The organism is Colwellia sp. MB3u-55, from assembly GCF_014076785.1.
Lineage (GTDB): Bacteria > Pseudomonadota > Gammaproteobacteria > Enterobacterales > Alteromonadaceae > Colwellia_A.
This window is the reverse complement of record NZ_JACGUS010000101.1, coordinates 38,990-58,569: the sequence shown is the minus strand read 5'-3', so window position 1 is coordinate 58,569 and position 19,580 is coordinate 38,990. Positions and strand designations below refer to the sequence as shown.

General features: G+C 37.3%; 19 protein-coding genes. 18 read left to right on the top strand and 1 reads right to left on the bottom strand.

The features are described 5' to 3' along the window. Nucleotides 1-287 precede the first annotated feature (287 nt). Together H4J66_RS05640 and H4J66_RS05635 are read left to right on the top strand one after the other, a co-directional pair. A complete protein-coding gene (locus H4J66_RS05640; RefSeq protein ID WP_182171667.1) occupies nt 288-3,074 on the top strand; it encodes a hypothetical protein in 2,787 nt (928 codons plus the stop codon). A gap of 175 nt (nt 3,075-3,249) precedes the next feature. Then, a complete protein-coding gene (locus H4J66_RS05635; RefSeq protein ID WP_182171798.1) occupies nt 3,250-5,943 on the top strand; it encodes a TonB-dependent receptor domain-containing protein in 2,694 nt (897 codons plus the stop codon). A 174-nt stretch (nt 5,944-6,117) separates the two neighbouring features. Here the strand turns inward: H4J66_RS05635 and H4J66_RS05630 are convergent, their stop codons facing one another. Further along, on the bottom strand, nt 6,118-6,477 hold the full coding sequence (locus H4J66_RS05630; RefSeq protein ID WP_182171664.1) for a DUF3718 domain-containing protein: 360 nt from the start codon (nt 6,475-6,477) through the stop codon (nt 6,118-6,120). 459 nt (nt 6,478-6,936) lie between these two features. Between H4J66_RS05630 and H4J66_RS05625 the strand changes: the two genes are divergently transcribed. The 16 genes from H4J66_RS05625 (at nt 6,937) to H4J66_RS05550 (ending at nt 19,579) form a co-directional block, all read left to right on the top strand. Next, on the top strand, nt 6,937-7,614 hold the full coding sequence (locus H4J66_RS05625) for a methylamine utilization protein (protein ID WP_182171661.1): 678 nt from the start codon (nt 6,937-6,939) through the stop codon (nt 7,612-7,614). Nucleotides 7,615-8,045: 431 nt separating this feature from the next. Further along, a complete protein-coding gene (locus H4J66_RS05620) occupies nt 8,046-9,287 on the top strand; it encodes a hypothetical protein (protein WP_182171658.1) in 1,242 nt (413 codons plus the stop codon). 103 nt (nt 9,288-9,390) lie between these two features. Beyond that, nucleotides 9,391-9,873 carry a GNAT family N-acetyltransferase gene (locus H4J66_RS05615; RefSeq protein WP_182171655.1) on the top strand — a complete coding sequence of 161 codons (483 nt, stop codon included), beginning with the start codon at nt 9,391-9,393 and terminating at the stop codon, nt 9,871-9,873. A gap of 82 nt (nt 9,874-9,955) precedes the next feature. After that, entirely contained in the window at nt 9,956-10,645 is a 690-nt protein-coding gene (locus H4J66_RS05610) for a hypothetical protein (RefSeq protein WP_182171652.1), read from the top strand. 260 nt (nt 10,646-10,905) lie between these two features. After that, nucleotides 10,906-11,238, top strand: coding sequence for a DUF1801 domain-containing protein (locus H4J66_RS20730; RefSeq protein WP_409049353.1), 333 nt, complete (start codon nt 10,906-10,908; stop codon nt 11,236-11,238). 107 nt (nt 11,239-11,345) lie between these two features. Then, complete coding sequence (locus tag H4J66_RS05600) at nt 11,346-11,738, top strand: hypothetical protein (RefSeq protein ID WP_182171649.1); 393 nt, start codon at nt 11,346-11,348, stop codon at nt 11,736-11,738. Between the two features lie 104 nt (nt 11,739-11,842). Continuing rightward, nucleotides 11,843-12,082, top strand: coding sequence for a hypothetical protein (locus H4J66_RS05595; RefSeq protein WP_220463218.1), 240 nt, complete (start codon nt 11,843-11,845; stop codon nt 12,080-12,082). Between the two features lie 321 nt (nt 12,083-12,403). Continuing rightward, on the top strand, nt 12,404-12,910 hold the full coding sequence (locus H4J66_RS05590; protein WP_310650627.1) for a helix-turn-helix domain-containing protein: 507 nt from the start codon (nt 12,404-12,406) through the stop codon (nt 12,908-12,910). Nucleotides 12,911-13,046: 136 nt separating this feature from the next. Beyond that, entirely contained in the window at nt 13,047-13,406 is a 360-nt protein-coding gene (locus H4J66_RS05585; protein WP_182171643.1) for a hypothetical protein, read from the top strand. Between the two features lie 116 nt (nt 13,407-13,522). After that, nucleotides 13,523-14,257: a hypothetical protein gene (locus H4J66_RS05580; RefSeq protein ID WP_182171640.1), complete on the top strand. Its 735-nt coding sequence runs from the start codon at nt 13,523-13,525 to the stop codon at nt 14,255-14,257. Between the two features lie 107 nt (nt 14,258-14,364). Further along, nucleotides 14,365-14,925: a flavodoxin family protein gene (locus H4J66_RS05575; protein WP_182171637.1), complete on the top strand. Its 561-nt coding sequence runs from the start codon at nt 14,365-14,367 to the stop codon at nt 14,923-14,925. Nucleotides 14,926-15,481: 556 nt separating this feature from the next. Then, nucleotides 15,482-15,940 (top strand): GNAT family N-acetyltransferase, encoded by a 459-nt coding sequence (locus tag H4J66_RS05570; protein WP_070376337.1) that lies wholly within the window; start codon nt 15,482-15,484, stop codon nt 15,938-15,940. 467 nt (nt 15,941-16,407) lie between these two features. Then, nucleotides 16,408-17,199, top strand: a complete 792-nt coding sequence (locus H4J66_RS05565) for a DUF3450 domain-containing protein (protein ID WP_182171634.1) — start codon at nt 16,408-16,410, stop codon at nt 17,197-17,199. 10 nt (nt 17,200-17,209) lie between these two features. Continuing rightward, nucleotides 17,210-18,604: a MotA/TolQ/ExbB proton channel family protein gene (locus H4J66_RS05560; protein WP_182171631.1), complete on the top strand. Its 1,395-nt coding sequence runs from the start codon at nt 17,210-17,212 to the stop codon at nt 18,602-18,604. A 3-nt stretch (nt 18,605-18,607) separates the two neighbouring features. Continuing rightward, the gene (locus H4J66_RS05555) at nt 18,608-19,138 is read left to right on the top strand and encodes a MotA/TolQ/ExbB proton channel family protein (protein ID WP_070376340.1); all 531 of its coding nucleotides are present in this window, start codon (nt 18,608-18,610) and stop codon (nt 19,136-19,138) included. 27 nt (nt 19,139-19,165) lie between these two features. Next, nucleotides 19,166-19,579: a biopolymer transporter ExbD gene (locus H4J66_RS05550; RefSeq protein WP_182171628.1), complete on the top strand. Its 414-nt coding sequence runs from the start codon at nt 19,166-19,168 to the stop codon at nt 19,577-19,579. Nucleotide 19,580 lies beyond the last annotated feature (1 nt).

Below are 19,580 nucleotides of genomic sequence, written 5' to 3'. Positions count from 1 at the left end.
CCAATGATTATTAAAATACATCATAGTACATTCTTGATAAATTATGAGTTTTACTTACGTTAACGCATTCAATAACGCATCTCAATCTGTTCAGCTTTAAAAGCTTAGTTTTGAAACGTTAACAGATCAGTGAGTAAGTTAAGCGATTTCAGTAATAGAAATTTATTATGTAACACTTATGTCATTTTTCTTAAATAAAAACTACATATTACTTCAACAATTCTGTCATTTAACCTCAGTAGCATAGCCGCAACTTTATTCTAATAATTTCTGCGGAGCAGACTAACATGCAAATAAATTCACTCTTTAAAATCAGTACGCTAGCTTGTGCCATTACTTTAGCCAGTTGTGGTGGTGGCGATATTAAACTTTCATCTCAAGTAGATAACTCAGTAGGCGATACAACCATCACTAACCCTGCTCCAACTGACCCAATTGTGACCGAATTACCGGGTAAGTCTAGTTCGGTGTTGGGCCAAGATGTTTCAACAGCTTTAGGTTTTGATGTTGCTGTACAAGTGCTTGATGGAAAAATTACTAGTGATATGACTTTAGTCGCCAGTGCTGATAGCAAGCCGGTATTTTATGCTATTAGTGGTGCTTTAGAAGTGATGGCAGGAGCAACACTAACCGTAGAGCCAGGTGTTGTTCTTTTTGGACAATCAGGTGGTGATTATGTCGTTGTGCACCGCGACGCAAAAATAATGGCAGAAGGCATAAAAACTAAACCTATTATTTTAACCTCACTGCAAGATGTTAAGGGTGAAGAAACAACAGCCGGTCAATGGGGTGGCGTAGTTATTTTAGGTAATGCCCCTTCAAATAAATGTCCTACTGATGGTAGTGAATGTGCACTTCAAATTGAAGGTGCTGAAGAAGGTGCTGTCTTTGGTGGCTCAAACTGGGAAGACAATTCAGGTATCTTAAAATACCTTATTGTTAAATATGCAGGGTTTGAAATTGCGCCTGACAACGAACTTAATGGTATAACGTTTGGTGGTGTTGGCTCAGGAACAACGGTTGATTATATTCAAGTACATTCAAATGCCGATGACGGTGTTGAATTTTTTGGCGGTGCGGTCAATGTTAAACATTTAGTTTTAACGGCCAATAAAGATGACAGTATCGATTGGGACAATGGTTACAAAGGTATGCTGCAACATATTTATGTTGAACATGCTAAAAATGCTGGCGAAGCAAACCGAGGAATTGAAGGGGATAACGATGGTTCTACTCCTGATAAAGAGCCACAGTCAGCGCCAATTATTGCTAATTTGACGATTGTGGGTAATAACTTTGACAGTGCAGATAAAGACTCAGAAGGTATTTATTTACGCGAAGGAACCGCAGCAAAAATATTTAATACGGTGGTAACCGGCACCAGTGAAATGGGTGAATGTTTAGAAATTGAAGGTGGTGCAACGAGCTCTGTAACGGTTAACAATGCTAACAGTGGTAAAATTGTTATGCAAAACAGTGTTATGGCCTGTAGTAATAGTGAAAATTTCAAAAATGCTAAAGCGGAAGACGGTAGTGTCTTGCTTGACCTCGAAGCATGGTTCAGTGCAGAAGCATCCAACAGTATTAGTAGTTCTATTTTAATTAATGAAAACGGTATCCCCGATGCTAACTCACCACTCGTTGCTGAGAATGCTGGACAAGATGTTGCAAATACACAAAATGCCTTTTTTGACTCCGTTGATTACATTGGCGCGTTTGACAGTGCTGACAACGCGGGTAACGATTGGCGTGAAGGTTGGGCCTTTGGTTACGGTGGTGGTGTAGTAACCGCTCAGGCAGAAACACAAGGATGTCCAACAGGTACATCGGCAATTTCTTCAGTCAATGGCTCAAACATTACTTGTCAATTAAGCGGTGTTATTGCTAATAACTTAACGTTAACCGCTAATAATATTTATGCTCTAAGCGGCGCTGTTTTTGTTGGTGGTGATAAAATTAACTCAGCAACACTAACGATTGAAGCTGGTACAACCATCTATGGTCGTTCAGGTAGCGATTACCTAGTGGTCAGTCGTGATTCAGAAATTCAAGCAAATGGCACAGCCTCAAAACCTATCACTTTTACGTCGAGTCAAGATTTGACCGGCGCTGAAACAGGTGCGGGTCAATGGGGTGGAATAGTGTTATTGGGTAATGCGACATCAAATAAATGTCCAACGGATGGCAGTGACTGTGCACTGCAAATTGAAGGTGCTCAAGATGGCGCAGTCTTTGGCGGCACAGACGATGCTGACAGCTCAGGTACATTACGTTATGTCGTTGTTAAGCATGCAGGTTATGAAATAGCACCAGACAACGAACTGAACGGGATAACGTTTGGTGGTGTTGGTTCTGGTACCAAAGTCGAATATATTCAAGTACATGAAAATGCTGATGATGGTATCGAATTTTTTGGTGGCACGGTTAACCTTAAATACGTGGTCTTAACCTCTAATAAAGATGACAGCGTTGATTGGGATAATGGCTTTCGTGGCAACTTACAATACGTACTCGTTAAGCATGACCCACAAAATGGTGAAGCAAACCGTGGTATTGAAGGAGACAACGACGGCTCAACACCAAACAAACTCCCACAATCAAACCCAAGTATTGCCAACATGACCATTATTGGTAATACATTTGACACTGCAGATAAAGACTCTGAAGGTGTTTATCTACGAGAAGGCTCGAAAGCACAACTTCATAACTTTGTTGTTACAGGTCCTGCAGGCATGGGCGAATGTGTTGAGTTGGAAGCTGGCTTAACGGTAGATCAAGCAAAATCTGGTGATACGCTAATGAGCAACTCAGTTGTGGCTTGTGATGAAGCGTTTAAAGATTCTAAAGACTCTAGTGATGCAACCTTTGATTTAATGAGCTGGTTTATTAACGATAATACCGAAAACAGTACGGCTGCAAATACAAGTGCGGTATTAGAAGGCATTTTCACCATCGATACCACAACACCTAAAGACTTCACCGGTAACAGCTTTTTTGAAAATGCTGACCATGTCGGTGCAGTAACGAAAGCGAAAAACTGGACAGCAGGATGGACAGTAGGTCTTGAAGAATAATTAGACGTTGAAGGCGAACACTGTTTTTTCCAATGATCAGTGTTCGCTTTTTTATTTCAGCATAACTAATAAATACTCAATCAACCTAACTGATGCAAGCGATTAGCAAAGCAGTAATAGCGTATCTAAAGCAAGCACAGAGACTTTATCGAGGTTAACGATGAACAAAAAATTAATGCATAGTGCCAAGCAAATCAAGGTAAACAAACCAAATAATTGTTTACGATTAAGTGGCTTAGCACTGGCGATAATAACAAGCCTAGCAACGACATCTGCAGTAGCAGAGCAAACATCAGCAGAAGATGAAGCTATTGAAGAAGTTGTTGTTAAGGTAAGTCGATTAAAAGGTACGGCGAGCGCTATTATTGAAGAGCGTCGCAACCAAGCCTTTATCGCCGACATTTTAGGTGCAGAGCAAATTTCACGCACCGGCGACAGCGATGCCGCTGCCGCATTACGACGTGTTACCGGTGTGACATTAGTGGATGGGAAATTTATTTATGTACGTGGTTTAGGTGAACGTTACTCAAGCACACAGTTAAACGGTGCCGCTGTACCCAGCCCAGATCCGACACGTAGTGTTATACCTCTGGATTTATTTCCAGCGTCAATTATCGAGTCTTTATCGGTACAAAAATCCTACTCACCTTCAATGCCTGCGCATTTTGGTGGCGGTAATGTTGATATCCGTTTAAAAAGTATTCCAACAGATTTCCTTTTTAATATCTCTGGTAATTTAGGTGGCAATAGCGAAAATTTTGACGATGGTTACAGCTACAATGGTGGCAGTGATGACTGGCGTGGCCAAGATGATGGCACTCGCGCAGCACCCAAAACATTACAAAAATTATGGAAAAATTACAGTCCATTAAAACATATTAGTCAAGATGAAAACCGTGCAATAGCCGCGCAGCTTAATCGTGATTACGATCCAGTTAAAGAAAATATCGCCCCAGATTTTGGTCTTGATATTGCGCTCGGTGATAAATTTGAACAGGGTAAATATCGCTGGGGTTATTTAACCTCTTTATCCTATGACAATGAATGGCAAGTAAGTGAATTATACGAAGGTCAAGATTTTCGTAATAACACCGATGGTTCATGGAGTTTAGTACGAGGTTTTGACCAAGTTACCTCAACTGAACATTCAGTAAAATGGTCTGGTCTGCTGAACTTAGGTGTAGAGTATGACCGAGATCATCGCCTTGATTACAGTTTCATTGTGCTACGTGATACCGCCGACGAAATAAAAGACAAACTGGGTAATACTAACAATGTATTACTCAGTGATGGTTTGCGCATTCGAGACAGTGACGTTAGCTACGAAGAGCGCGAAATGATCGCTAATCAGGTTCGTGGTACTCACAATCTGCCATGGCTGTGGAACATAGGTTTTGATTGGAAATATTCAGACGCTCGTTCAAGTCGTTACGCACCGGGTAATGTTTCTACGCGCTACATACTCAGTGATGAAAACGAAGATGGTACTTTTGATCTTACTAACGAAAGTAGTTTACGTAAGGCTTCAACCGCTACCCGTTATTCTTTTCAGGACTTGGAAGATAAAGTAGAAAACAGCGGTTTTAACCTATCTTTACCCATAACTTTTTCGCAATCAGAAGTAGAGCTTAAGTTTGGTGGTGATTTTATTGAAAAAACCCGTGACGCTTTTTCCAGACGTATCGATGTTAATACCTTAGCCTTTGAAGAACTGAGTCTTAGTGGTCACAAAATGAATGATATTTTAACAGACGATGTTATTCTCAATCAGCCATTACAAGGAAGTGAAACGGTTATACGAGACACCTCTGTAATGGGTGATGACTATTATTCAGCACAAATGACCGATGCTTACTACTTTGAGGCAGATTGGTTTATTGACAATACTTGGCGTATCAGTGGCGGTTTTCGCTGGGAAGATTACCGTCAAGTCGTCGCGCCTTTAGATCCCGCAACCGGTCGCTTTGATTTACCACCACAACCAACAGAAGAAGATTTATCTAAATTAGCCTTTCAAGAAGATGATATATACTCGGCGTTAGCGCTTACTTACATGATGAGTGAAGCTGTTCAGTTTCGTTTATCTTATGGTGAAACCACAATACGCCCAGATATTCGCGAGGTTGCGCCATCAACTTACCTTGACCCGCTAACCGGGTATCCTATTCGAGGTACTGCTGGTATAGAAACCACGGATATTAAAAACTACGATCTACGTTGGGAATGGTACTTAGATACGGGAGAAAACTTGTCAGTAGGCTTATTCTACAAAGATATGATAAATCCGATTGAATCAGTACAATCACCAGGCCAAGATGGCCCTCCGCTCATAGTTATTGCTAATGCAGACGACGGTGAAGTTTATGGTATTGAGCTAGAGTTTATGAAAGATTTTGCCTTTTTGGGTGATTTTGCTGGCATGAACGGTAACGATTTTTTCTTGTCAGGTAACGTGACCTTAAGTGACTCTGAAATAAACATCAACACGCAACGCGTTGTTGAGCAAACTGGAGTTTCTGCCGCGATTACTAATCCGACGCGTCGAATGACTGGCCACTCGCAATATGTGGTTAATCTCAATTTAGGTTATGATGCGCCAAATGGTAATCACTCGGTGACAATGGCTTATAATGTCTTTGGTGAACGTATTATTATCCCAGGTATTGAAGGGCAAGATGATAAGCATGAGCAACCTTTTCATTCACTTGATATGGTATATACCTACTATCCTACCTATTCAACAACGTTAAAATTCAAAGTACAAAACCTACTTGATGAAAGTAAAGAAATAGAGTTTTCTGATACTTTATTTCGTAGTGAAACGAAAGGCATTGCTTTTGATGTTTCCTTTAAATGGGATTTTGATTAGTTAGTTAAATTATTGCTGGCGTTTTACAACCCTGCAAATAGATGAATTAAGACCACCCCAAATTATTATTAATTAAAGGAGTGGTCTTGTTATTTCTATCATAATAACTGCCCGTAAATTTGAGCTAGATTAAAAACATTATTGTCTTGCTGTTGCTACTACTTGATAGATCACTTAACCGGCTCTTTTTTTAGCTATAGCGCCTAAGGTTGGCGAGGCAATTATTAATTCATCAACTAATTCACCTAATACTTTTCTTGGCAATTTTTTAATAATCATTTCACCGACATCATTAGCGTTGCTTGCTGCAGCAAAAAATAATATATTTTTACCGTTACAGGTTATTTCATCAAAAATAGAGCGTATTTTAATACGTTGTGCTTTTAATAAAGAACGGAACCTCCTTTTATCGTCAGCCGCGACATACTCACAAATGTTTTGAGCCATATTATAGGCCATGACCTTGGGTGAGTAATATTGTGTTATTAATAGTAATATTATTGAAGCGATGCCCGCTGCTTTATATCTCATCATTAATTTATTCCTTAAAAGCGTCATTTATTAATTTCATCAGTTTATCTAAGTGTAGCTATTAATTTTTTTATTACATTATGATTTTTTATTTTGTTAAAGTTATTAAAGAGAGTTGGATTTTGTCCTTTGGTTTTGACTTTAAAAACGAAGCTCACAAGTTTATAAGGTTTTGTTAGGAGCTATGTGGGTGAAATAAATGATTGGCTACTGCTAATAAAAATAGTAGTTAGCGCCTTTGTAAAGATCTAAAAGGAAAAAATGACTAATTGCTTGAACACAATTATTTTATCTTCAAGTATTGTTAAGTAAATAACATTTTTTAAATTAGAATAATATTCTTTAGTATTGAGTATCAAATGCTTAATGTTTTCATCTGAATGGCCAATTTTTTTGGTGAGATATAGGTATAAATCAGTGAACTGTGTTAATTTTATAAAATAGTGATATTTAATAATAAGCGTGGATAGTGAGATTATGGTAAGAGTTTTTAATTACAAAATAATTTCTTTTTTAATGATTCTTAGTTCCTTCGCTAGTCAAGCAAGCAATACAAACATTCTAGTGATTGATGTCGATAAAAAACCATTGTCTAATATAGTCGTTTCCGCTGAGCCAGAAATAAAAACTGCTGTGGCAGATAGTACTTTGTCGGTTCCTTATACTGCTATTATGGATCAAGTAAATCGACAATTTTCTCCTCACATTCTAGTTGTTAATAAATATACTAACATTGATTTTCCCAATTCAGACAGAATAAAACATCATGTTTATTCCTTTTCACCAGCGAAAACTTTTGAAATACAACTATACCGTGAGAAGAAATTAGACCCTCGTTTGTTTGATAAAGTTGGAGAAGTGATCCTAGGCTGCAACATACATGACTGGATGGTTGGTTATGTTTATGTTGTTGATACCCCTTGGTTTGGCAAAACTGATGGTGAGGGTAATATTAATCTAGCACTGCCTGATGGAAAATATACACTGAAAATATGGCATCCTTTACTCCAAGAGGTTGATCAATCTTTTACTCAAAAAATAACGGTTTCTAGTCATACCAATATCACTATTAATGTAAAAGAGGCGATGAAGCCTAGATATGCAGCTTATGAAGATGATGATGAATTAGATGACTATTAATTTAAAATCATTACAAAATCGTATTTTAGTACGATTTATATTTTTATTGATGTTAACGATAACGATTATTTTGTTTGTTACGCTGCAGCAAACCTATTAGCACTCTGAAAACCAAATTAATAAACAATTTACTATTGCACATTTAGTCATCACAGATAAATTAGTTAATCATAGTAAGGCAATTTACCGTGGTATTTTGCTTATGAGTAAAAACTTTGCTTTAAAAAATTGGTCAGCCATGTAGACAATGACCCTAGTTCGTTATTAAGCGCACAGCTTATGATTAAGTGTTGTGGCTGAAGGCGTTGAAAATAAATAAAGTCTTGATATGTTGAATAAAATGGGTTTATAAACCGCACAAGGTTACTTTATTAGTAAGGCGATTCATGGTGATGAGTTTTTACCTTGGTTACTCAATTACGAGGAAAATAATGACTAGTACAACAAATAAAACACTATTAGCCACCTTTATTCTATTGAGTTCTGCAGTTAATGCTGCACAAATAACGGTTAAAGGGGGGATTGAAGCAGGATATATTAAAGCCGATTATCATCAGCCTTGGTTAAATAGCTGGCAGGAAGAAGGCGTGGGTATATTACGGTATAACGACGACGATAAACTGATGCTAACACAAGCGGCGATAGAAATAAGTGGCGACTTAATTTCTAATGTTAATTTTGATCTTGTCGCCAATTACAATCCTGATGGTGAAAAAAACATTGGCTTAACAGAAGCTTACTTTACTTATTCGCCATTAAATCCTGGCTTAAAACATCAAGTTAAATTCGGCATGTTTTATCCTCAAATGTCACTCGAAAATACAGCAACCGGATGGACAAGTCCTTATACTTATAGTTTTTCAGCGATCAATTCTTGGATTGCTGAAGAGCAAAGAACGCTAGGTGCTCAGTGGTCAATCACTCGAAGCGGACGAAAGCATAATAGCCCTCATAGTTTTACCGCATTAGCCTCTATATTTAAAGCGAATGATGGCTTAGGCAGCTTACTTGTTTGGCGGGGTTGGGCACAGCATAATAGGCAAACTTTTTATAATGAAGCCGTTGTCTTTTCTGATTACTTTTCCCAGCAAGACATCCCTATTAATACGCCTAATTTTGTTGAGCCTTTTATTGAAACAGATAGTAAATGGGGATATTACGTTGGTGGGCATTGGCGTTATCTAAAACAAACTGATGTGAGAGTTTATTACTACGATAATAGAGGTGATCCAGAGGCTATTGAAAAAAATCGTCAATATGCCTGGAAAACCCAATATTATTCTGTTGCCATGCTACATAAATTTACAAGTAACTTTAGGCTGTTAGCTCAGTATTTAGCTGGTGATACCGGTATGGGCAGTCAAGAAGCAGGTGTGTTTACTGATATTTCTTCATGGTATGTGATGTTTAATTATAAATTAGGATCACATAGATTTTCACTACGCCATGACCAATTCAAAGTAAAAGAAACTGATCAGAACAGACAAGACCCTAATGACAGCGATGGTGATAGCCTTACGTTGGCATGGCAATATCAACTGGATAAAAATTGGAATGTAGGCGCTGAGTTTATCAACTCAACCTCGAACAATGAAAATAGAACTTTATGGGAAAGTCGAGCAGCGGAACATAGGCAAAAGCAATATATGGCAATTGTACAATATAAATTTTAATTGAGAATAAACAATTGGCTAGTTCCGTTTCGCTCTACACTTTAGTCAACGACAATTTGCCCCTTAATAGGGTGTTATTTGACTATGGAGATTAAGCTAAGCGTTGATTAGAAATGCCAATGAAGATGACTTATCCATTATTGCTGGGTTGGTTGTTGAAACACAAAAAGCTCATGTGGCCACATGCCCAATGCGATACTTACCCATATCTTTAAAGGATGCCAAGTTAGAATTACTTGAAAGGCTAAATTCGCCGGGGTTTATCGTCACAGAAATAGATGGCTGCGTAGTTGGCTACGCGGTGTACAATCTCGTTACTAAAGAGCAAACAAAAATTCTACGTGCTCGACAATATTGCTACCTTCAGAGAATTGGAGTTGATATACATCAGCTAGAGGCTGGTATTAGGTATGAGTTGATCGCATATGTAAAAAATGAATGCCGTAGACTAGATATCGATGATATTGAATTAGATGTTTGGTCATTTAATGATAGAGGTCAAAAGTTTTTTGAAAAAGTTGGTTTTGAATCATACGGTTTTAAAATGAAGGCGTCACATAACAAGGATTTGAAGGATGACTGCTAACAGTTTTCTCAGTTTCGCTTCACATTATAGCTAATAATTAAAAGCCTCTTAAAAGGGCGTTAAACGTATAGGGAAATTGTGTGTGAATTCTTCGAGTAAAATATTAAGCCTACTATTTTGTTGCTCGGTATCTGTAAATATTTATCAATACCGACAGGAAGGTATTTTAAGTTTCGCACCTGAAGTAAAACTGAATGATGAGGCTATAAATATAAAATTTGCTGATAACTTGTCATCTAGCAATAAGATACAAGAGAAGGGGCTTGCCAGAAACATATCATCAAGTAATTCTTCCAGTTCAATCAACAATGATATTAAGACTAATATCGAAAAGATAGAGACTGATGATAATCAAGTTAGTGAAGTAACTCATAGTACATATAGTAAATATCAAGAAAACGTTTTTGAATATGAGCTTTCGTTGTATTTAGATGATGATATTGTCAATTTAGTAAAGAATGGGAAAAATGAAAAAGAAATAACCGACATCATAGATATGCTTAGCAGTAACGATGTCAGGGAACAGGATATTGAGTTCGAGTCTAAAATCAATCTTCTCTTTGAAAATTATATAGATAGTATTCAGAGTGGCAGTCAATATTTCAGATGTAATTCATCTGGTTGTTATATCTCTTATGTTCTGACGAATGACAGTGAAGCAAATCATATTTTCTTGGATTTTCCAAGGATAGATGGAAGCACTTCAAGCGGTTATACACTTAGCAATCCTGATGGAACTCTTCGATATGTAGATTTTATTTTAATTCAATAGTTGCTCAATTGATACTTGATGGATCTATTAAAGATCCCAGTATAGCTTTGAAATATGGTGGTAAATACGTATAAAAAGCCAATCAAGCAGATCTTTTAACCGTTGGTTAGGTTAAGCTTGGCTTCACTTCACAATATAACCAACAATTAAAGCCTCTTAATGGGTGAGACATTTCGATAATTATGGAGCAGTGAAATGGAAGAAATTACCAATTTATATCGTGCATTGAAAATGAGACCAGAAAATCGGATTCATTTGCCTTGTTACCTTTTTTGGAAAGAGTCTCTGGATATAAGCCTTATTTAAGTGGCAGCATAATTGGCTTCGGTAAATATCGCTATAAATACGATAGCGGTCGTGAAGGAGATTCCGCAGTAATCTCGTTCTCTCCTAGAAAACAAAACTTAGTGGTTTACATAATGCCTGGTTTTGACAAAATTGAAGGCTTATTACAGGAACTAGGTAAACATAAACTTGGCAAATCTTGTTTGTACATTAATAAACTATCCGATATCAAACCGGATGTTCTTGAAAAAATAGCCAAGTTATCCATACAGTATATGCAACAAAAATATAGGTGTAAAAATGCATGACAAGAAATTAAACAAGGACAAAATATAGTTGGTTTTTGCTCCTTCGACGTTATTTTAACCAACAATAAATTTCCTCTTAATGAGGCGTTGTCAGTCATGGAAAGTGTATGCGTATAGTTTTTGTTTTTATCCTTCTACTTTTTTCAGTTACAGTGAATGCTGAAAATATTAAACCTTTCACATCAGATGGTTGCAGTTCTTTCCCTGACGGTACATTTGATCATAAAGAGCTATGGTTATCTTGCTGTACTGCTTACGATTATCCACCTTGGCAAGGTGGAACTTATGAAGAGAGGCTGGTTGCAGATAAAGAACTTCATCAGTGTGTTTCAAAAACTGGGGAGCCTCAAATTGCTAAGCTAATGTTAGTGGGTGTGCGAGGAAGCCCATATTTTCCTACGTCATTTAGATGGGGTTATGGTTGGTCTTATCCTCGCTGGTATAATGTATTAACTGAGGCCGAAAGAAAGCAGATAAAGTCGATTAAAAATGACACATAGCAAGGTATTCAAACGGACAAAAAAGTTGGCTGTCGTTTGTGTATAACTATTTTAGCCAACAATTAAAAGCTTCTTAGTGGAGCGTTAGCTATTTAGGAGTATTTATGAATTGGTTGCAGCTTTCAAATGACGAAATATTAGAAATAGTTAATCCTATAATGGATAACCTTATGGATGCTTCGACTCAAATTGACCATGAAAAGCATGTGCGAGATTTTAGTGACAATATGAAAAGTATCGTCACTAAAGATGAGTTTGAAAAACAGTGCAAAGCATATCAAGAAACTCTTGGTTTTTTTACAAAACGAGAGTTGGTTGGTGTGATTAGAAAAAAAGTGACGTAAGGTTTTTTTGGAAGCAAGGGTATTCAAAATCAGATGATGAGTTCCTAGCTTTCGTTCACATAGTTCAGCGCAATGGAACGTTGGAAGTTGTAAACGCTTCTGTATCACAGTAAAATAGCATAAAAGGCATTCAAACGCAGAAAATACAATTGGCTTTTGCTCCATCGTCGTTATTTTAGCCCGCTATAAATTTCCTCTTGATGAGGTGTTGGTGCCAAGCGTAAATTTATGTCTGTCGGCTATTTGTCGTCTGTTTGTCATTACCGACAGAATGGCCTTGGTGTATAGTGCATCAGCATTCAACAATAAATGGAGTTACCTGTGAAATCATTAAGACTCGAAAAATGCTGGTCTCAAGAACAATTGGCGCAACTAAGCGATTTAAATGTTCGCACAATTCAACGAGTAGAAAAAGGAGAGAGCATTGGAATTGAAACTTTGAAGTCTTTGGCTGCGGTTTTTGAAATCTCAACTGATGAGCTTATATGTGCTATAGATAATGAAAAAAACCTCCAAACAAAAGGGGATGCCAATATGATTAAAGATCATTCTCAGCACAACAAAGCAAAAGAGAAGGTTAAATCTATAAAATATTTTTATACATTCTCTGCACTTTTAATTGCAATTTTTCTCCTATTTATGTTGCCTAACTACAATGATGGAGAAAACTTAGGTCCATTGATTGTTGTATTCTTATCTTTTTGTGCACTTATTGCTGGCCTCGCTTTTCAGGTATTTCAACCCTTTGGTGAGGAATGGGAAAAAGAAAAAATATCCCAGATTTTAAATAAAAAGAGCAAGGGAAGTAGCTCTAGTTCTGAACACTAAATAGGCAAGACGCATATAAGCCATTCAAGCAAGGTAAAAAAAGTTGGCTATTTGCTCTTTCGTCGCTTATTTTAGTCAACAATTATTTGTCGCTTAACGTGGCGTTATAAATCTAAATAAAGTAATGGAATACGCTATGAAGTTTATCTACCTAATACTACCAATACTGGTATCTCTTTCCGGTTGCAACCAATCGGACTCTGACAATAATATTGAAGTATATATAAGTACAGGCGAGTTACAGTGTCAGGATAATGGTTTATCAATATCATTAACTAAGAGTTATCTGCAAGAAGCTGGTATTGAAGTTAAAGCTGAAAGCTGTGGTAACTTAACACTAGTTGATTACCCCTCAGTCTGTGGAGGGGGAACAGGAAAGTTGCATGTATTTACTATTCAGGAAAGTGATTCGCAATTAGCTGAAAACAGAGGTTTTACTATACCTGATAGTACAATTAGTGGTGGTGATTATGCTAAAGTCGAGTGTAGTGATTAACTGTTTATAAGTCATTAAAGCAAGGCAAATAACAGTTGGCTGTTTGCTCCTTTGTCACTTATTTTAGCCAACCATTATTTACCTCTTAATGAGGCGTTCGAGATAAAGGAAGTATCGTGTCAATCAACTATTCAAATTACACATTAGATGAATTATTTGATGTTAACGAAAATATCGATAAGGATAAATTTCCTGAACGATATAAGCAGTTATGTGAAGAAATTCAACGAAGAAAAGAAAGTGGAGAGTTTGAAAAAAAAGCCAAAGAAATTGAAGAGCAGGAAGACAAGGACGATGATGAAAATGAATTTATCATTGAATTCTCTGCTGAGGGAAATGGAAAAAAGCGTAAGCTGTTTTTTTTGGGTTTTATCTTAATCAATTTAGCTGTACTCGCCTTTGTAATACCTAAATATATAGTTACTGATTTTACGGACATACATGAATACTCAACAAAAATTGACTTTGTCGAATGTCATAAAGAAGAAGTAATAGATGATGAAACTGATAAAGTATATTCATACTTCGATCTTAATATTGGCTCATACCAAGATACTTTTTCAGCAGTGGGTATTGGCGAGGGTAAGTGTAAAAACTTAGCTCGAAGTTTAAAGGTTGGATCTAATGTTTCTATTTGGCATGAAAGTGGATTAATCCATCAAATAAAATCAAAAAATAACATTCTACTTTCATATGTATATATGGAACCCAAAGTACGAGAGTTAAAAACAGAGGGTGCAAAATTATATTGGTTTGTCTTGTTGGCGTTGTGGGTAGTGTTATTTAAATCAGTCGCTAATGCTGTTGTTCCGGGGACGTTTACCTCTAAGCTATTAAAGCAGGACAAATAACAGTTGGCTTTTGCTCCTTTGTCGCTTATTTTAATTAAGGGTGTTTTGCCTCTTAACAAGGCGTTAGTTTTCTATTATACATAATAGAATAAAGGAGTTTTAAATCGATGTCCCGCATAGCGATAGTCTACTTTTCTAAGAGTGATGTCACAGGACAACTTGCTAAAGCAATTGCTTTAGGTGCTAAAAAAGAACATGGAATAACTGTACTTGTACATAAAATTGAAGGGCGCGAAATCCTTGAAGGAAGATTTGAAAACGAAGAGTTATTTGACGATCTAAAATTATGCGATGCGATCATCTTTGGAAGCCCAACATATATGGGAAGTGTATCAGCTCAATTCAAGGCTTTTGCGGATGCTTCAAGTGAACATTGGCAGAGCCAAGAGTGGGCCGATAAAGTATCTGCTGGATTCACCTCTGGAACAGGCCTAAATGGTGACCAATCAAGTACTTTGCAATACATGGCTACTTTAGCAAGTCATCATGGTATGTTATGGGTGAATATTGATGCTTCATATGGAACAGATAGTTCTACTTTAAATCGATTAGGTTGCCAATTAGGAGTCGTTTCCCAAACGACTAATAGTGTCGCACATGAAGTTGATCTTGCAACGGCAAAGCACTTAGGTCGTAGGGTTGCAAAACTTACTCTTCGTTTAAAATAGAAATATAATAAGAAATTAAATAAGGACAAAAAACAGTTGGCTTTTTGTTCACTCCGTTCATTTATTTTAGCCAACTAGTTTTGCCTGTAAATTAGGCGTTATTTGCCTTAGAGCATTGGAGTGTTAATGAAATTATTGATCAAGCTTTGTGTTTTTTTAATCCTTTTACTAAATACAACATCTTGCGTTACAACATCAACCTATGGAGCAACCTTCGAGGCTATAGCTAAGACTAACGATATTTATACTTTAAAAATTTACTACGGAGGCCACCTCCCCAATGGGCTATAGATGTAAACTTTCAAGAAGGAACTGATTCTGCTTTATATGAAAAAGCTATGGCGTTTATTGCAGAAAATCCAGAATATAATAGCTATAAAGTTGTTGATATTGAACATAGTCATATCCCAAGTTACTACAGATATAGTGTTCACTTTCTTCGTAATTAGCAAATAACAAGGTATTCCAAAGGACTAAAAAAGCTGGCCATTGCTCGTGCCTCGCTTATTTTAGCTTCTGAATGGGCGTTAGGTATACAGGTAAACAAAGGTGCAACATGGATATTAAGCTTGGCGAATTAAGACATGAAGCTGTAATTTTTTTGTTACAAGAACATCATGAAGATATGCTAGCTCACTCACCTCCAGAAAGTGTTCACGCGCTAGATTTGCGTGCACTTGAACACCCCGATGTAACGTTCTGGAGTTTATGGGTTAATCAAGATTTAGCTGGTATTGGCGCTATAAAAGAACTTGATAAAGATCATTGTGAGATAAAGTCTATGCGCACATCGACCAAGTTTTTACGTAAAGGTATTGCTCGTAAGATATTAGAGCATATCGTTGAACAAGCGACTCTTCGTTCGTATAAAAGATTAAGTTTGGAAACGGGTACTATGGATGCGTTTATTCCAGCACAAAAACTTTATCAACAATTTGGTTTTCAACCATGTGCCCCTTTTGGTAACTATCAAGAAGATCCATATAGTATGTTTATGTCAAAGGCTATTGAGTAAATGTGTGACACATAATATCAACTGTGAAGTACGACAAAATTGCGATGCAAAACCTGAATCGAATCAAGATTAAAACTACAAGAGTTAATGGCCCCAGTTGAGGTAATAATAAACGTACGCTTGCCTACTTAACCGTCTGCTGCTTAAGTAAAGTTGTCGTTTAAATGACAAGTACCTACGCCAGCTATTATCTTGAAGCAGTCATTAACTAAAGCATCGTGTGCAACCATAAAATTCTGATTTATTGACACGATTTTTATTTTAATGACTCCTCCACAATCCCCCAGTTAAATTATTAATATCAACCTTAATTTTCAGCGTAAGAAAAATGTCACAACCTTGTCATTTAATAAATCGGCAATATTCCTGAAACTTAATTGTCATATTTAGCCATTAGTATTATCGACATTAATTTTAGGGGTAATCAAATAAGATCTGATTAGCTCAAACAAAGGCAAAAGGTTTTTATGACTCTTTCGAAAATTGCACAAGCTTGTTTATTACTGAGCTTAAGCACAACTAGCTTAATTAGCGATGCAACACCCACACTAGCCGATAATGATAAACAGCTCAGTCAAGTCGTTGATGCTGGTCAAGAAATCAACCAATCGGCCAGTCAGTCTCAACAGCGTGTTAATGACATTAACGAGCAAATACAAACGAAGTCACAACAGTTTAAAACCATTAATAAGGAAATTGATGGCTTAACTGTTTATAACCAGCAAATGAAAACCCAAGTGGCGAACCAATTGAAAGAGCTTGACCAAATCGCAGTGTCAATGGAACAAGTGAGCATTATAGAACGACAAGTTTCACCGTTAATGGCGCGTATGATTGAAACCTTAGCAAACTTTATTACCTTGGATGTGCAATTTTTAACAACTGAGCGAAATAAACGTATTGCTGATTTACACAGCATGATGGAACGCGCTGATGTTGCTATTTCTGAAAAGTTTCGCCGAGTACTCGCCGCTTATCAAATTGAAGTTGATTATGGGCGAACAATAGAGGCGTACTCTGGCTTAATTGATATTGACGGTAGTGAGCAAAATGTTGACTTCCTCAGAATTGGCCGCGTAAGTCTAGTGTATCAAACACGTGACGGTCAAAAGTTAGGTTTGTGGGATAACGCTTCTAAATCATGGCAGCCTCTTTCAGCGCAATATCGTTTAGATATTAATAAAGGATTACGCATTGCTCGTAAACAACTTGCCCCCGATTTAATTATTGTCCCCGTAACGCAAAACTCGGCCGAATAAGGAATAACCCATGAAAAAATTACTTCTATTAATATCGGCAATAACTTTGTCAGCTGTTTCAGTATTCAGTGGCAATGCCATCGCGCAACAAGCAACGAGTTTAGATGACTTACTGTCACAATTAGCGCAAGGAAAAATTGCACAAAGTAAGCAAAATCAAGATAGAGAAGCAGAATTCAATGCGAAAAAAAGCCAACAAATCCAATTATTAAACCAAGCAAGACAGCAGCGAGATCAAGCGATTAACTTAAGTACACAGCTTGAAAAAAACTTTCAAGATAACGATGTAACCTTAGGTAATAATACCGATGCGCTCAATAAGCGTATGGGTGAATTAAAAGAATTGTTTGGTGTATTACAACAAGTCGCTGGCGATACGCGCAGTAAGTTTCAAACTTCTGTTATTTCAGCACAAATTCCTGGTCGAGGTCAGTTTCTTGATGAGTTTGCGCAAAGTATGGGCTCCTCATCAAAATTAGCCTCTATTGAAGAAATTGAACGTTTGTGGTTTGAATTACAACGTGAAATGACACAAAGTGGAAAAGTACATAAATTTAGCCGAGAAATTGTGTTAGCAAACGGTGAGAAAAGTCAGGCAGATGTGGTGCGTGTTGGTGGTTTTAATCTAGTTTCACAAGGAAAATACCTTGAATATATTGATGAAACAGCTTCTGTTGCACAATTAATGAGACAACCATCAAGTCGTTATTTATCAAGTGCTAATGCACTCACTTCAAGCAATAATCAAGTCGTTCCTTTTGCTTTAGACCCAACAGGCGGTTCAATCTTAGGATTATTAGTACAAGCACCTGACTTACAAGAACGCGTTGAACAAGGTGGTGCAGTTGGTTATGTTATTTTAGCGATCGGTCTCATTGGTTTACTGATTGCGATTGAACGTTTTATCACACTCTTTTTCATTGGCAGTAAAGTCAATCGTCAATTAAAGAGCGAACAAGCATCAAATGACAATCCACTGGGTCGCGTTATGTTAGTTCAAGATAAAAATCCCCTTGATAACGTTGAAACCTTAGAGTTAAAGCTCTCTGAAAGTATTTTAAAAGAAGTGCCTGTATTAACAACGAGGCTCACTTTCATCAAAATCATTTCAGTAGTCGCGCCTTTAATTGGCTTGTTAGGCACGGTTACAGGGATGATCAATACCTTTCAAGCGATTACCTTATTTGGTACAGGTGACCCTAAATTAATGGCAGGTGGTATTTCTCAAGCACTAGTAACAACGGTACTGGGCTTAGTTGTTGCTATTCCCATGGTCTTTATTTCTACACTGCTCAACACCCGAAGTCGCGGTATTATTAATATTTTACAACAACAAAGCGCTGGGATTTTAGCCGAACGCTCAGAAAACTTTGAAAAACCGCTGACATCAAAGCAAGGAGCATAAACCATGATCCTCTTCATCGAAATGATGAATCGTATCCAAGAATTTTTGGATACGGGGGGGCTAGTGTTAAGCGTTATCGCCGCGGTTATTTGTTTAATGTGGTTACTTATTTTTGAACGATTGTTTTTTTACTTGCACAGTTATAAAACGGTGAAAGAAAACATTATTAAAAGTTGGTTTAAACGCCCAGAACGACATTCATGGAATGCTCAGCACATAAGAATTGCTCATATTTCAAGAGCCACCGAAATGCTTAAAACTAACGTTACCTTAATTCAATGTTTAGTTGTCTTGTGTCCACTGCTTGGTTTGATGGGCACGGTAACCGGTATGATTGAAGTGTTTGATGTTATGGCAATTTCGGGCAGCGGTAATGCTCGGTCAATGGCTTCAGGCGTTTCGCGCGCGACTATTCCAACAATGGCCGGCATGGTGGGCTCATTGTCTGGTGTATTTATGGTGACATGGTTACAGCGTAAAACGAAACGTAGAACCGAGCAAATGGAAGACAGTCTTCCGATGGCTCACCAATAATTAGCAGTTTAATTAAGGAGTAACGCGATGCGTTCTCAATTAGCAAATATTTTACAAGAACAAGAAGAAGCCGAAGAAATTAACATGACGCCTATGTTGGACGTGGTCTTCATTTTATTGATATTTTTTATTGTTACTGCCTCGTTTGTTAAAGAAGCGGGTATTGAAGTGAATCGACCAGAAGCGGCTACTGCCGTTAAAAAGGAACGTGCCAATATCTTAGTAGCAATTAGTGATAAAGGCGATATTTGGATCAATAAGCGTCGTATTGATATTCGAGCTGTGCAAGCCAATATTGAGCGCTTAAAGGCAGAAAATCCACAAGGTACTGTTGTTATTCAAGCCGATAAAGCATCGACAACCGATACGTTAATTAAAGTGATGGACGCTGCTCGTTCAGCGGGTGTTTTTGATGTTTCAATTGCAGCTCAAGAGGGATAAG